Genomic DNA, 15,142 nt, shown 5'->3' with positions numbered 1-15,142 from the left:
TTCCTCAACACGTCTGTCGACGCGCCGCGCCGATCACACCGGCACGTCCTCCGCGCAGCAAACATGACGCACTCTAAAGAGCCGCCAGGGAAGAATCAACGACGATCCGCGCGGTGTGCAATTGCGCAACAGTCGGGCCCTGAAAGCCCCTGTTTTAGGCGCGGAACACGCACGAATGCGTTGGTTTCAAACGACACTGCGTCCGCCGCGAACCGCCTTCGCGCGCAGCATTTCTTCCATGCGCGCCGCGGCCGGCGACAGGCTGCGTCCGGCCAGCCGCGTGATGCCCAATTCGCGTTCGATGCGAGGCCGCGCCAAAGGCACGAACGCCAGACCCGGCGAGTCCGGCGGCACTCCCAAGCGCGCCAGCACGGTGACGCCCACACCGCGTTCCAGCATCGCCAGCAGCGACATCATGTTGGACACGAACACTTGCCGGTCCATCATGAACGCCGCTTGCGGGTAGCCCGCCAATTGGCGATGGGCAACGGTGCCCACCAAGGGCAAGTCGGCGATCTCGCGCCACGTCACCGACTTGCGTCCCGCCAGCGGATGGCCGCGATGGCAGACCAGTCCAAATGCATCACGCAGCAGCGGCTCGAACGTCAGCCGGCGGTCCTGTAGCACCGGGCTGCAAACACCAAGTTCCACTTCGCCCGCCAGCACCATGCGCTCGACCCCTTCGGAGTTGTCGTCGAACAAACGCAGCGCCACGGCCGGATAGCGTTCACGGTAAACCGCCACCAGCTCCGGCAGCCAGTGCGTGGCCACCGTAGCCACCGACGCCATCGTCAACGTGCCAGCGCCGTTACTGGCCAAGCCGGATAACGCGCCCGCAACGCGATCGTGATGCTCGACCAGTTCGCGCGCCAAGGGCAGGCAGTCTTGCCCGAAGCGCGTCAGCGTGTTGCGGTTGCCGCGCTCAAACAGCGGCTGGCCCAGACGTTGCTCCATTTCGCGGATGGACAGCGACAACGCCGGTTGCGAGCGAAACGCCCGAGCCGCCGCCGCACGAAAGCTGCGCAGTTCCGCCACCAGCAGAAAGTGCCGGTAATGCGTGATGGATAAATCGGGGAGCGAACGCATGCGTAATGCCAGCAAATAGTGAATTTGTAAAACTTATCAAATCATAGGAAAAATAAAGTTTTCTGATCATAGGGCGGCACTTAAGATGGCCGCAAGATGAATGCCTCTACCCCTGCCCTCGCCTCCCCGTCCGCCGCCGGACCCGCTCCCATCGACCCGCTGGATTTCAGCTTGGCCGACCGGCTGCCCGCTCGCCGCGCGGGCAGCGGCCGGCTGGTAATCGGCGCGACGCCAAAAGACGACAGACCCGGCCTGCTGTTCGTACCGGGCGCATATCACGGAGCCTGGTGCTACGCGCACTATCTGGACTACTTCGCCAAAGCAGGCCTGGCCTGCGCGGCGCTTGATGTGCGTGGCCACGGCGCGCTGCCGCAAGACGACGCCTTTCCGTCCGTGACCATCGCGGACTTGGGCCAGGACGTGGTCAGCGCGCTGGATGGGTTGGACCGCCCCACCGTTGTCGTCGGCCACAGCATGGGCGCTTTGCCCGCCCTGCTGGCCGCCCAAGTGCGGCCTGTGGCTGGCGTGGTGCTGATGGCGCCGTCGCCGCCCGGTGACCTGCCCGGCGCGCTCGGCTTGCCGCCGGTGCCGGCTGATACGCCGCGCGCCGCGCCCGCCGCAACCGAAATCCGCGCGCGCTTTCTGGCCACCACGCCCGGCCGCGATGTCAGCGCCGTGTCGCAGCGCCTGAACGCCGAAAGCCCGCAGGTGTTGAACGACCGCTATCTGCTGCGCGTGGCGATCAAGGCCGACTCGGTCAACGCCCCCGGCCTGTGCCTGGAAGCGGGCCTGGACACGCACGACCGCCATCCGCCCGGCCAGGATCAGGCGATTGCGCGCCGCTACGGGTTTTCGCATCAGGTGCTGGCCGATCAACCGCACTGCATGATGTATGCGGATCAATGGCAGGTCAGCGCCGCCGCGATTCTGGCGTGGCATCGCGCGCAATTCGGCTGAACCCATTCGATATCAAACACCGACGTCCCCACCTTCAACACCACGAATCAACAACGACAACAGCGCGCACGCCGCTTGCCGCACAAGCGCGCCATCAGGAGACAAGCATGTCCATTTCCCGCCACCTTCGTCCTGCGCTGCTTAGCGCGGGCCTGATGCTGGCTGCGTCGGCGCATGCCGCCGGCTGGCCCGAAAAACCCGTGACGATCATCGTGCCGTCTGCACCGGGCGGCGCCGCCGACCTGACCGCGCGCACCTTCGCCCAGTACCTGGGCGCGAAGACGGGCCAAACGGTGGTGGTCGAAGACCGCCCCGGCGCAGGCGGCATCGTCGGCACCAACGCGTCGAAAAATGCGGCCGCCGATGGCTACACGTTTCTGCTGTCGACGAACTCCACGCATGCCGCGAACCAGTTTCTGTACAAGAGCCTGCCGTACGACGCGCAAAAGGATTTCCGGCAAGTCGGTTTGCTAGGCACCTTTGGCACGGTAGGCGTCGTGGCCCCTGGCAGCCCGTATCGCACGGTGCCGGAACTGGTGGACTACGCCCGCGCGCATCCCGGCGAGGTCTTCTTCGGCTACTACAGCTCGTCGTCGCAAGTGCCATCTGAACTGTTCAAGCAGCGCGCGGGCGTCAACATCACCGGCGCGGCGTACAAGAACATCACGCAGATCATCACCGACCTGCGCGGCAAGCAGATCAGCTTTGCGTTCGTGGATTACCTGACGGCCATGGGCCAGATCGACGGCAAGGGCTTGATCCCCATTGCCGTGACGGGCGCGCAGCCGCATCCCGCCTGGCCCAGCGTGCCGACGATGGCGAGCTATTACCCGGATTTCGTCGTCGCAGGATGGCTGGGCTTATCGGCGCCCGCCGGCACACCCGCCGACATCGTGGAAAAGATGAACGCCCACATGCAGGCGGCCGTCAAAGACGAAGCCACCGCCAACAAACTACGCGCATTGGGTCTGACCCCGGAATCGATGGATGTGGCGCGCTTCGACGCGTTCGTGAAGGAAGACACGGCGCGCTGGAAGGAGTGGATTCGCATTTCGGGGATACAGCCCCAATAAGCTTTCCCCATCCCTCATCCCCCATCCCCCATCTCCCATCCCCCGTCGGCGTCATGCCGCCAACAAGCCGTATTCGCAAGATTGCACGCGCCCTCTATATATAGAGGGCGCGATAGTTTGCGCGAACGACGCGGGCGCGCCAATTGGCGTGAACGGCGTCGGCAAGCGCCGTTCGGTAGCGGGCGCTACAGCGGCAACCGCTGTTCGTGCTTGATTTCGCGCAGCGCGACGATGGTGCGCGTCTGGCGGATGCCCGGCATGTTGAACAGGAACCGGTGCAGGAAGCGGTCATACGCTTCGGGGCTTTCCACCAGGATCTTCAACAGAAAGTCCGAATCGCCCGTCACCGCGTAGCACTCCAGGATCTCGGGCGCGTCGCGCACCGATCGCTCGAAGTTCTCGACCGTGTTCGACGAATGCCGCTCCAGGCTGATCTGCGCAAACATGCAGCCCAGACCCACCTTGCTGCGGTCGACCTGGGCGCTATAGCCCTGAATCACCCCGCTGGCTTCCATCGCCTTCACCCGCCGCCACACCGGTGCGGCCGACAGGCCCACCTTGTCCGACAGTTGCTGCGCCGAGGCCCGGCCATCCTCTTGCAAGGCCTTGAGGATGCCGATATCGGTCTTGTCCATCGCTTTGTCTCCTGGTTTTTATCGAACACGAAATGTTCATTGCGAATTATAGGGATAGCACGATCCAAAAACGCAATAAATCGGATGCCTCGCGAACCTATCATGGTGCGAAATACCAGGAGCATTCACTATGGACGGCACTCCCGCCCCCGAACCCCAGCTGGACCTTGAATACCAGCTTGCCGACAACCTCACCCGAGAGTCCGGCCGCATCTTCCTGACGGGGACGCAAGCGCTCGTCCGCATCATGCTCACGCAGGCGCGCGTCGACCGCGAACGCGGGCTGAACACCGCCGGCTTCGTGTCGGGTTACCGGGGTTCGCCGCTGGGCGGCGTCGACATGGCGATGTGGAAGTCGAAGAAAGCGCTGGACGCCAGCAAGATCTCGTTCCTGCCCGGCATCAACGAAGACATGGCCGCCACCGCCGTCATGGGCACGCAGCAGGCTGGCGTGCGCGCCGACCGCAACGTCGATGGCGTCTTCGCCATGTGGTACGGCAAGGGTCCGGGCGTGGACCGCGCAGGCGACGCGCTGCATCACGGCAATGCCGCGGGCGCATCGCGCAATGGCGGCGTGCTGGTGGTGGTGGGCGATGACCACACCGCCGTCTCGTCGTCGATCCCGCATGCCAGCGAAGCGTCGCTGATCGGTTGGCAGATGCCGATCGTGCATCCGACGTCCATCGACGAGTACGAAACGTTCGCGCTATGGGGCTGGGCGCTGTCGCGCTATTCCGGCACCTGGGTCGCCTTCAAGGCCGTGTCCGAAACCATCGAGAGCGGCCACTCGTTCACGCCCGCCGCCGTTCAGCACTACGACATGCCCGCCGACCCGGACATGCCGCCCGAATCGCTGGAGTATTCGGCGCGCGATTTCCTGTCGCTGGCGGTTGAGACGCGCATGAATCTGCGCATGAAGGCCGTGGCTGCGTTTGCGCGCCGCCACAGCATCGACCGCCTGACCTGTCCCGCGCCCCGCGCCACCGTGGGGATCGTGACGGTGGGCAAAGCGCATCTGGACACCATGGAAGCGCTGGCGCGATTGGGCGTGGACACCGTCACCGCCAACGCACCCGTGCGCATCTACAAGCCGGGCCTGACGTGGCCGCTGGATGGCGAACGGCTGCTGGAGTTTGCGCGCGGCTTATCGCACATCCTGGTCATCGAAGAAAAGGGCGCGGTCGTCGAAAGCCAGATCAAGGACCTGTTGTTCAACCTGCCCGAGCGCCCGTCCGTCATCGGCAAGAAGGGCTTTGCCGGTGAAACAATGGTGCCGTCGGCGGGTCAACTACGGCCGTCGCTGTTGGCGCAGCCGCTGGCCGGCTGGCTGACGCGCACCGCGGGCTTGCCGCTGGCGGCGGACATGGCGGCGTTCGAATGCCAGGCCGCGCTGTCCAACGATGCCGACGGCATGCGCCGCCGCCCCTATTTCTGTTCGGGCTGTCCGCACAGCACGTCGACCAAAGTGCCCGAAGGCAGCCAGGCGCTGTCTGGCGTGGGCTGCCACTACATGGCCGCCTGGATGGACCGCGACACCGGCGGCCTGACGCAGATGGGCGGCGAAGGCGTGGACTGGATCGGCCTGTCGCGCTACACGAAGATGCCGCACATCTTCCAGAACATGGGCGAAGGCACCTACTACCACTCGGGCTATCTGGCGATCCGCCAGGCGGTCGCCGCGCGCGCCAACATCACCTACAAGATTCTGTTCAACGATGCGGTGGCGATGACGGGCGGGCAGCCTGTAGACGGGCCGATCTCGGTGCCGCAGATTTGCCAGCAGCTGCGTGGCGAAAACGTGGCGCGCATCGTCGTCACCAGCGATGAGCCTGAAAAATACCAAGGCGTGGACCTGGGTCCGAACATCAAGGTGCACCATCGCCGCGACCTGGACGCGCTGCAACGCGAGCTGCGCGAGATTCCCGGCGTGACCGTGCTGATTCACGATCAGACCTGCGCCGCCGAGAAGCGCCGCCGCCGCAAGAAGAACCAATTCCCGGACCCGGCACGCCGCATGCTGATCAATAGCGCGGTCTGCGAAGGCTGCGGCGATTGCGGCGTGCAATCGAACTGCCTGTCGGTGGTGCCGCTGGAAACGCCTTATGGCCGCAAGCGCGCCATCGACCAATCCAGCTGCAACAAGGACTATTCCTGCGCGGAAGGTTTCTGCCCGAGCTTCGTGTCCGTCATGGGCGGCAAGCCCAGGAAAAGCGCGGCGCCCAAGACCGATCAAGAACGTCTGCAACGCTTGATCGAGCAACTGCCGCTGCCGGCGGCACCGGCGCTAGACCGCCCTTACCGCCTGCTGGTTGCGGGCATGGGCGGCACCGGCGTCATCACCATCGGCGCCATCGTGTCGATGGCGGCGCATCTGGAAGGGCTGTCTGCTGCGGTGCTGGACCTGACCGGTCTGGCGCAAAAGGGCGGCACCGTCGTCAGCCACATTCGTCTGGCGCCAGCGGGCGCGTCGGCTGGCCCGGTGCGGCTGGACTGGCAACAGGCTGATGCGGCGATTCTGTGCGACCCGGTGGCCTCTGTTGCGCCGGATTCACTGGGCGCGCTGCGCCGCGGGCACACGCAAGTCACGGTCAACACGTATGTGGCGCCCGTGTCCGAGTTCACGCGCAACCCCGATGCCGCCATGCGCCCCGAAGCGCTGCTGGCCAAGATCCGCCACGCGGCGGGTGATGCCAACACGGCGGCCATCGATGCGCACGAAGCCGCGCTGGCATTGTTTGGCGACAGCATCCTGTCCAACATGTTCATGCTGGGTTATGCGTGGCAGCGTGGCGGCGTGCCGCTGTCGCAAGCCGCCATCAACCGCGCCATTGAACTGAATGGCGTGGCGGTGGCCGCCAACCGGGCCGCGTTCGACAGCGGCCGTCTGGCCGCGCATCAGCCCGACGCGCTGGACAGCGCGCTGCGTCCGCGTGCGCAAGTCGTGCAGCTGCACGTGCCCGAGACCTTCGAACGCGCCGTTGCACGCCGCGTCGCGGACCTGACCGCGTATCAAGACGCGAACTATGCCCGCGAATATCAGTCCGTGGTGGAAGCCATCGCGGCCCGCGAACGCGAACTGGCGCCCGACGCGAAGACGCCGCGGCTGGCGATGGCGGTGGCGCGCGGCCTGTTCAAGCTGATGGCCTACAAAGACGAATACGAAGTTGCGCGCCTCTACACGGGTGACGAATTCCAGGCGCAACTGAAGGGCCAGTTCGAAGGCGACTACAGCCTGCGCTTTCATATGGCGCCGCCGATATTCGCCCGCAAGGACCCGCGCACCGGCGTGCCGCGCAAGATGACGCTGGGTCCGCGCACGATGACGGCACTGAAATTGCTGACGCGCATGAAGGGCTTGCGCGGCACGTGGTTCGATCCCTTCGGCCACACCGCCGAACGCAAGATGGAACGCGCGCTCGTCAAAGAGTACCGCCAGACCATAGACCAGCTGCTTGTAGGGTTGACCCGGGACAAGCTCGCACAAGCGGCTACAATCGCCGGCCTTGCAGAAACCATCCGTGGCTACGGCCATGTGAAGGCTTCGAACGTCGAGAAGTATCGGACGGAATTGGGTCGATTGATGCAGAGCTATATGGCACCGGCCCCGCGCGACATGCCCCTGCGGAAAACCGCATAAACATTCGCTCTGAGCGGTCCTGTCCTAGGCGCGCCTTACTGGGCGCGCCTAGTGCATTTAGTAACAATCTTTTGTGAGCGTCGTCATATTCTTTTCTTGTCCCTGTAGTTCTCGATCACTAGAATTAGTGTCCAACGAGGGGTGCTACACTATATGTTGTGGTCGCCTAAGCGCTGATTCTCGTCGGCCACGCCTTTTGGACTAGCCCGTCCTAGCGTTCCGACCCCCTCTAAAAGATCCACATTCGTACCGGACATGACGTCGTCATGTCGCTATCTACGCGTTTTCGCACAGGAGCTTCCATGCAGACTACGATCGCCTCTGTGACCCGGCCTTCGGCCGTGCCGCCCTCACAAACCGATTCCCCTGCCGACGCCAATGGCGGGCAATGGGCCAGCTACAACATCATTCGCCGCAATGGCTCGGTGGTCGGGTTCGAACCCAGCAAGATCGCCATCGCCATGACCAAGGCTTTCCTGGCCGTCAACGGTGGCCAGGGCGCCGCGTCCGCCCGGGTGCGTGAACTGGTCGAGAACCTGACCAGCCAGGCTGTGAACGCCCTGGTGCGCAACCGCCCCAACGGCGGCACCTTCCATATTGAAGACATCCAAGATCAGGTCGAACTGGCGCTGATGCGCTCGGGCGAGCATGATGTTGCCCGCGCCTACGTGCTGTACCGCGAGAAGCGCACGCAAGAGCGCGCCGCCGCCGCTGCCGCCGAAGGTCAGGACAAGGCCGCTGCCGCGCCTGCCGAACACGTGCTGAACGTGACCGACGCTGGCGTGCGCCGTCCGCTGGATCTGGCTGAACTGCGCGCGACCATCGTCGCCGCCGGCGAAGGCCTGGCCGAATTCATCGATACCGAATCCATCCTGAAGGAAACGGTCAAGAACCTGTACGACGGCATCCCCGTTGACGAAGTGTTCAAGTCCGCCATCCTGTCGGCGCGCGCGCTGGTCGAAAAGGACCCGGCCTACAGCCAGGTCACTGCTCGCCTGCTGCTGCACACGATCCGCAAGGAAGTGCTGGGTGAAGAAGTCTCGCAAGACGGCATGATTGCGCGTTACGCCGAGTACTTCCCCACGTTCATCGCTCGCGGTATCGAAGGCGGCCTGCTGTCGCCCGAACTGGCCAACTACGACCTGACCCGTCTGGGCAAGGCGCTGAACGCCAAGCGCGATCTGCAATTCGGCTACCTCGGCCTGCAGACGCTGTACGACCGCTACTTCCTGCACATCCGCGGCACCCGCATCGAACTGCCGCAGGTGTTCTTCATGCGCGTGGCCATGGGCCTTGCGCTGCGCGAAGCTGACCGCGAAACGCGCGCCATCGAGTTCTACGAGATCCTGTCCTCGTTCGACTTCATGAGCTCGACGCCCACGCTGTTCAACTCGGGCACGCTGCACTCGCAGCTGTCGTCGTGCTACCTGACCACCGTCTCCGACGATCTGGAAGGCATCTACGACGCCATCAAGGAAAACGCGCTGCTGGCCAAGTACGCCGGCGGCCTGGGCAACGACTGGACCCCGGTGCGCGCGCTGCGCAGCCACATCAAGGGCACCAACGGTGAAAGCCAGGGCGTCGTCCCGTTCCTGAAGGTCGTCAACGACACCGCCGTGGCGGTGAACCAGGGCGGCAAGCGCAAGGGCGCGGTCTGCACGTATCTGGAATCGTGGCACCTGGACATCGAAGAATTCCTGGAACTGCGCAAGAACACCGGCGACGAACGCCGCCGCACGCACGACATGAACACGGCGAACTGGATTCCCGATCTGTTCATGAAGCGCGTGATGGAAGGCGGTGAGTGGACGCTGTTCTCGCCGTCCGACTGCCCCGACCTGCACGACAAGGTGGGTAAGGCTTTCGAAGAAGCCTACCTGGGCTACGAGCGTCGTGTCGCCAACGGCGAACTGACGCTCTACAAGAAGATGCCGGCGCTGACGCTGTGGCGCAAGATGCTGTCGATGCTGTTCGAAACCGGCCATCCGTGGATCACGTTCAAAGATCCGTGCAACATCCGTTCGCCGCAACAGCACGTGGGTGTGGTTCACAGCTCGAACCTGTGCACCGAGATCACGCTGAACACGAACGAATCCGAAATCGCGGTGTGCAACCTGGGTTCCGTGAACCTGGTCGCGCACATGAAGCCGGCTGCCGGCGGCGGTTTCGAGCTGGATCACGACAAGATCAAACGCACCGTCAGCATCGCGATGCGCATGCTCGACAACGTCATCGACATCAACTACTACGCCGTCGAGAAGGCCCGCAATTCCAACGCGCGCCATCGTCCGGTGGGCATGGGCATCATGGGCTTCCAGGATTGCCTGCAGATGATGCGCGTGCCGTACGCATCGCAAGCCGCTGTTGAATTCGCGGATCGTTCGATGGAAGCCGTGTGCTATCACGCGTACTTCGCATCGAGCCTGCTTGCTGAAGAGCGCGGCCGTTATCAATCGTATGAAGGTTCGTTGTGGTCGCGTGGCATCTTGCCGCAAGACACGTTGAAGATGCTGCGCGATGAGCGCGGTGGTCATGTTGAAGTTGATGAATCGAGCACGCTCGATTGGGATACGTTGCGCGCGCGCATCAAACAACATGGCATGCGCAACTCCAATTGCGTTGCAATTGCCCCAACCGCGACTATTTCCAATATCATTGGTGTATCTGCGTGCATCGAACCTACTTTCCAGAACTTGTACGTCAAATCGAATCTCTCCGGCGAGTTCACGGTCGTTAACGATTACCTCGTGCGTGACCTGAAGAAACTCGGTCTCTGGGACGAAGTCATGGTCGCCGACCTCAAGTACTTCGACGGCAGCCTGTCCCGCATCGATCGCGTACCTTCCGAACTCCGCGAACTCTACGCCACTGCGTTCGAAGTCGAACCGAGCTGGCTGGTTGAATGCGCGTCGCGCCGTCAGAAGTGGATCGATCAAGCTCAGTCGCTGAACATCTACATGTCGGGCGCATCCGGCAAGAAGCTGGATGACACCTACAAGCTGGCATGGCTGCGTGGTCTGAAGACGACGTACTACCTGCGTACCCTGGGCGCCACCAGCGCCGAGAAGTCCACGGGCCGCGGCGGCGAATTGAATGCCGTCACTGCTGGTGGCCAATCCACGGCTGCGGCTGTGGGCGCCGCACCTGTTTTGCCGGAACCCGAAGTTCTCGGGGCGGTTTGCACCATGAGGCCGGGCGACGCCGGCTTCGAAGAGTGCGAAGCCTGCCAATAACCGCCTCCGGAGAATTGAAATGATTAATTGGGAAGACGACACCATCGCAACGCAACCTGCATCCCCCGCCCCGGCGGGCGGCGTGCAGGCTGCGCCCGGCGTCCGGGCAGCGACCGGTGTATTTGGCGACACCGCCATGCCGACGCCTGCCGCGCCTGAACACGCGGCGGGCCTGAGCACGAGCGGCGCCGCAACCTCGCAACGTGTGAAGGTTGCCGACAAGCGCATCATCAACGGCGAAACCGACGTCAATCAACTTGTGCCGTTCAAGTACAAGTGGGCGTGGGAAAAGTATTTGGCCACGTGCGCCAATCACTGGATGCCGCAAGAGATCAACATGTCGCGCGACATCGCCCTTTGGAAGAACCCGAACGGGCTCACCGAGGACGAGCGCCGCATCGTCAAGCGCAACCTGGGTTTCTTCGTCACGGCCGACTCGCTGGCCGCGAACAACATCGTGTTGGGCACGTACCGCCACATCACTGCGCCTGAATGCCGCCAGTTCCTGCTGCGCCAGGCGTTCGAAGAAGCCATCCACACGCACGCTTATCAATACATCGTCGAAAGCCTGGACCTGGACGAAGCCGAGATCTTCAACGCTTACAACGAAGTTCCGTCCATCCGCGCCAAAGACGAGTTCCTGATCCCGTTCATCGACGCGATCGCGGACCCCCACTTCAAGACGGGCACGCCCGAAGCCGATCAGACGCTGTTGAAGTCGCTGATCGTTTTCGCATGCTTGATGGAAGGCTTGTTCTTCTACGTGGGCTTCACGCAGATCCTGGCGCTGGGCCGCCAGAACAAGATGACCGGCGCGGCCGAGCAGTACATGTACATCCTTCGCGATGAATCCATGCACTGCAACTTCGGCATCGACCTGATCAACACCGTCAAACTGGAAAATCCGCATCTGTGGACGCCGGAATTCCGCGAAGAAATTCGAGAACTCTTCCGCAAAGCGGTCGAACTCGAATACGCTTACGCCGAAGACACGATGCCGCGCGGCGTGTTGGGCTTGAACGCACCTATGTTCAAATCCTATCTGCGCTTCATCGCCAACCGTCGTTGCCAGCAAATCGGTATCGAACCGCTATACCCGCAGGAAGAAAATCCCTTCCCGTGGATGGCGGAAATGATCGATCTGAAAAAGGAACGCAACTTTTTTGAAACTCGCGTGATCGAATACCAAACCGGTGGCACGCTGAGCTGGGAGTAAAGCAGTACGTCATCAGGCCCGGCGCGGGCACGCTTCAGATTCACGAAGCGTTGCGTTCGCGACAGGCTTGATGACGCGCTTCCCGGTCAGGGTGTTTTCGAACACGTAGAACAAGCGGTCGGCGGCCTGTGATCAGGCTGCGACCGGCGCCATTTGAAATGGCTCGCGCCAAAGGAGCGGGGGCCATATCAAATGGCTGTGCCGAATTCATTAGCGCAAACCGTAGTAGCTGTTGCTCGCACAGAACAGCGGCATGCGCCGATGAATAGCCCGGGCACGGTTCGCCTTGTTGGCGAGTCGGGGCACGGGTTTAAGTTCTGGGACCCCTGAACCTAAGGAGCATGACCATGGCAACAGCCAAGAAAGCCGTAAAGAAAGCAGCGGTGAAGAAGCCCGCCGCCGCCAAGAAGGCAGTCGCGAAGAAGGCCGCACCGGCCAAGAAAGCCGCTGTCAAGAAGGTAGCTGTGAAGAAAGTCGCCGCCGCTAAAAAGCCGGCAGTGAAGAAGGTTGCCGCGAAGAAGCCGGCAGCCGCCAAGAAGGTTGTCGCTAAGAAAGCGGTAGCCAAGAAGGCCGTCGCCAAGAAAGCGGTAGCCAAGAAGGTTGTCGCCAAGAAGGCGGTTGCCAAGAAAGCCGTAGCCAAGAAGGCCGTCGCCAAGAAGGCGGTTGCCAAGAAGGCCGTTGCTAAGAAGGCAGTTGCCAAGAAAGCGGTAGCCAAGAAGGCCGTCGCCAAGAAAGCCGTAGCCAAGAAGGCTGTTGCTAAGAAGGCCGTCGCCAAGAAGGCTGTTGCCAAAAAGGCAGTTGCCAAGAAGGCCCCCGCTGCCAAGAAAGCCGTAGCCAAGAAGGCGCCCGCCGCCAAAAAGGCTCCTGCTGCCAAGAAGGCTGTAGCCAAGAAGGCTCCGGCTGCGAAGAAGGCTCCTGCTGCCGCCAAGCCGGCTGCTGCTGCCAAGCCCGCCGCCGCCAAGAAGCCCGCTGCGAAGAAAGCCGCTCCGAAGAAGCCCGCCACGCCGCCGTCCACGGCTGCTGCCCCGGGCGCGAAGACCGCGCTGAATCCCGCCGCGTCGTGGCCGTTCCCGACGGGTGGCCGTCCGTAATCAGGACGGTTCGAAGCGCTAGCTTCACTAGAGCCGCCCGGCTAGCCGGGCGGCTTTTTTGCGCTCATCCATTCGGACGATGCGCATGCAAAATGCGGCGGCAATAAACTTGCGCCACCATGCGACAATTGATTCCTTATTTTTTCGGTGATCGCGTCCATGCTCGGTGAAATCTTTCGCTTCCTTCTCGAAATCGTGTTCACGCTGTTTGGCGCGGCATTGATTGCCCGCGCCTGGATGCACGCGATCCGCCTGCCGCCCTTCAACCCGCTGGCGCGCGCCGTGTACCAAGCCACCAATTGGCTGGTGGGGCCGCTGCGCAAGATCATTCCCGCCGGCAACAAAATCGATTGGACGAGCCTCGTCGCCGCGTGGCTGGCCGCGTTGCTCTACATTGTGCTGATCTGGCTGGTTGCCTTGGGCGCGTTGATTCCTGCTCAGTTGCTGCCGGCCGCGATGGGCTCGGCACTGATCATGGCGATCAAGTGGGCGTTGAACCTGGTGGTGTGGCTGACGCTGATTCAGGCCGTGCTGTCTTGGGTCAACCCGATGGCGCCCATGATGCCGCTGCTGCAAGCGCTGACCGCGCCCATGCTCGACCCCATCCGCCGCCTGTTGCCGCGCACCACCATCGACTTCTCGCCGCTCGTGCTGCTGATTCTGGCGCAAGTGCTGCTGATGGTGCTGGCTAATGTCAGCCAGCGCATGATCGGTCTGTAAACGGGCGGGGCATCGCGCCCCGCACGCGTTGGGCTACGCCGGAATGCCGGCGTAGATCTCGACCAGCTTCTTGCGATCGATCTTATGGTTGTTCGACATGGGCAGCGCCGGGCAGGCCACCAGTTCGGACGGCACCATATAGGGCGGCAGGCGTTGCGCCAGCCGCTCCTTCCAACCGGCCAATGCCTCGGGCGCGAGAAAGCGCGCCGCGGCCTCCTCGGCCACTCCTGCCACAAAACCAATCAAGCGCACCGCCGTGCCATCGGGCCGGCGCAGCACCGCGCACGCGCCGCCTTCCACGCCGGGCAGACCGTGCAGCGCTTCGTCGATTTCGGCAAGCTCGATGCGATAGCCATTCAGCTTGATCTGGTCGTCCATGCGGCCACGGCAGAACAACAAGCCGCCCTCTTCCATCAGCCCGAGATCGCCCGTGCGGAATGCGCGGCGGCCGTCGTCGTAGGTGTAGAGCTTGGCTTCGTTCAGGTCGGGCCGATTCAGATAGCCCCGCATGACGTGGTCGCCCACGATGCAGATCTCGCCTTCGTCCACGATCAGCACGCTGTCGGGCTTGGCATGGCCCACCGGCAGCGGGTCGTGCGCGGCCAGCACAGCATCGGTGACTTCGATCCAGGTGGTGGCCACGGTGGCTTCCGTGGGGCCGTAGGTGTTCAGGATGACGGCGTCGGGAAAGCGCTGGCGCAGCTTCTTGGCCAGGGCCGCCGGCAAGGGCTCGCCGCAGAACAGGAACGTGCGCAGCGACGGCAATGTAGCCGGCGAAAAATCGCGGTTGGCCAATTGCTGATGCGCAAACGACGGCGTCGATACCCACACCGTCACGCCATGCTCGGCCAGACGCGGCATCCACGTGCCCGCCGCAGCGATCTGCTCGCGCGCGTTCAGCACGCAGGCGCCGCCCGAGGCCAGCGTGGCGAACACTTCGTACATCGACAAATCAAAACTGAACGGCGCCTGGTTCATGAACACCGGCGCATCGCCCAGGCCAAAACTGCCCAGCATCCAGTCGCCCAGCAGGCCGACGCTTTCGCGGCCGATCTGCACGCCCTTCGGGTCGCCGGTGCTGCCGGACGTGAACATCACATAGGCCAGGCCACGCTCGGCCAGCGTCGCGCCCTGGCCCGCCGTAAACGTGTTCGCGGCGGCATCATAGACGGCAGCCGCGCGCACGATCTCGACGATGCGGCGCAGGCGCTCGGCCGGATAGATGGTGTCAACGGGAACGAAGGGCGCGCCGATCAGCAGCGCGCCCGCCATCGCAACGAAGAACGACGCTTCCTTGTGGCCGTAGATGGCCACGGGCACATCCGGCGCCACGCCGTGCTGGCGGGCCTGGTCGGCCCAGGCCTGCGCCTCGGCGCGCAACTGCGCCCAGGTCAGGCTGCGGTCGGCGGCGGCGACGGCCAGCGCGTCGGGCGAAATATCGAGTTCAACGAACTGGAAGGACTTCAGGTCGAAACGCATGCCGAAACTCCCGGC

The 15,142-nt window shown here is 63.4% G+C and carries 10 protein-coding genes; 7 read left to right on the top strand and 3 right to left on the bottom strand.

Going from position 1 to position 15,142, the window contains the following annotated elements; translation table 11 throughout:
* Positions 1 to 186: 186 nt before the first annotated feature.
* The gene (locus tag ACFZAI_RS19185; protein ID WP_391568436.1) at positions 187 to 1,086 is read right to left on the bottom strand and encodes a LysR substrate-binding domain-containing protein; all 900 of its coding nucleotides are present in this window, start codon (positions 1,084 to 1,086) and stop codon (positions 187 to 189) included.
* A gap of 96 nt (positions 1,087 to 1,182) precedes the next feature.
* Here ACFZAI_RS19185 and ACFZAI_RS19180 point away from each other — a divergent pair, with 96 nt between their 5' ends.
* Both ACFZAI_RS19180 and ACFZAI_RS19175 read left to right on the top strand, forming a co-directional pair.
* The gene (locus ACFZAI_RS19180; protein WP_391568435.1) at positions 1,183 to 2,043 is read left to right on the top strand and encodes an alpha/beta hydrolase; all 861 of its coding nucleotides are present in this window, start codon (positions 1,183 to 1,185) and stop codon (positions 2,041 to 2,043) included.
* A gap of 107 nt (positions 2,044 to 2,150) precedes the next feature.
* The gene (locus tag ACFZAI_RS19175) at positions 2,151 to 3,116 is read left to right on the top strand and encodes a Bug family tripartite tricarboxylate transporter substrate binding protein (protein ID WP_391568434.1); all 966 of its coding nucleotides are present in this window, start codon (positions 2,151 to 2,153) and stop codon (positions 3,114 to 3,116) included.
* A 185-nt stretch (positions 3,117 to 3,301) separates the two neighbouring features.
* Here ACFZAI_RS19175 and ACFZAI_RS19170 read toward each other — a convergent pair whose 3' ends face one another.
* Positions 3,302 to 3,751, bottom strand: a complete 450-nt coding sequence (locus ACFZAI_RS19170) for an Lrp/AsnC family transcriptional regulator (RefSeq protein ID WP_006217287.1) — start codon at positions 3,749 to 3,751, stop codon at positions 3,302 to 3,304.
* Between the two features lie 130 nt (positions 3,752 to 3,881).
* On the opposite strand from ACFZAI_RS19170, the gene ACFZAI_RS19165 reads away from it, so the two are divergent.
* From ACFZAI_RS19165 to ACFZAI_RS19145, 5 genes are all read left to right on the top strand, one after another.
* Positions 3,882 to 7,388: an indolepyruvate ferredoxin oxidoreductase family protein gene (locus ACFZAI_RS19165; RefSeq protein WP_391568433.1), complete on the top strand. Its 3,507-nt coding sequence runs from the start codon at positions 3,882 to 3,884 to the stop codon at positions 7,386 to 7,388.
* Between the two features lie 302 nt (positions 7,389 to 7,690).
* Positions 7,691 to 10,621 carry a ribonucleoside-diphosphate reductase subunit alpha gene (locus tag ACFZAI_RS19160; protein WP_391568432.1) on the top strand — a complete coding sequence of 977 codons (2,931 nt, stop codon included), beginning with the start codon at positions 7,691 to 7,693 and terminating at the stop codon, positions 10,619 to 10,621.
* A 19-nt stretch (positions 10,622 to 10,640) separates the two neighbouring features.
* Positions 10,641 to 11,837, top strand: coding sequence for a ribonucleotide-diphosphate reductase subunit beta (locus tag ACFZAI_RS19155; RefSeq protein ID WP_391568431.1), 1,197 nt, complete (start codon positions 10,641 to 10,643; stop codon positions 11,835 to 11,837).
* 347 nt (positions 11,838 to 12,184) lie between these two features.
* On the top strand, positions 12,185 to 12,928 hold the full coding sequence (locus ACFZAI_RS19150; RefSeq protein WP_391568430.1) for a histone H1-like DNA-binding protein: 744 nt from the start codon (positions 12,185 to 12,187) through the stop codon (positions 12,926 to 12,928).
* A gap of 159 nt (positions 12,929 to 13,087) precedes the next feature.
* Entirely contained in the window at positions 13,088 to 13,648 is a 561-nt protein-coding gene (locus ACFZAI_RS19145) for a YggT family protein (RefSeq protein WP_391568429.1), read from the top strand.
* 33 nt (positions 13,649 to 13,681) lie between these two features.
* On the opposite strand, the gene ACFZAI_RS19140 is transcribed toward ACFZAI_RS19145, so the two are convergent.
* Complete coding sequence (locus tag ACFZAI_RS19140) at positions 13,682 to 15,127, bottom strand: D-alanine--poly(phosphoribitol) ligase (protein ID WP_391568428.1); 1,446 nt, start codon at positions 15,125 to 15,127, stop codon at positions 13,682 to 13,684.
* Between the last annotated feature and the right edge of the window lie 15 nt (positions 15,128 to 15,142).

Origin of the sequence: Achromobacter sp. NPDC008082, from assembly GCF_042957345.1 — a bacterium.
Lineage (GTDB): Bacteria > Pseudomonadota > Gammaproteobacteria > Burkholderiales > Burkholderiaceae_B > Achromobacter > Achromobacter kerstersii_A.
Note: the sequence above shows the minus strand (reverse complement) of the source record. Positions and strands in the feature narration are given on the sequence as shown.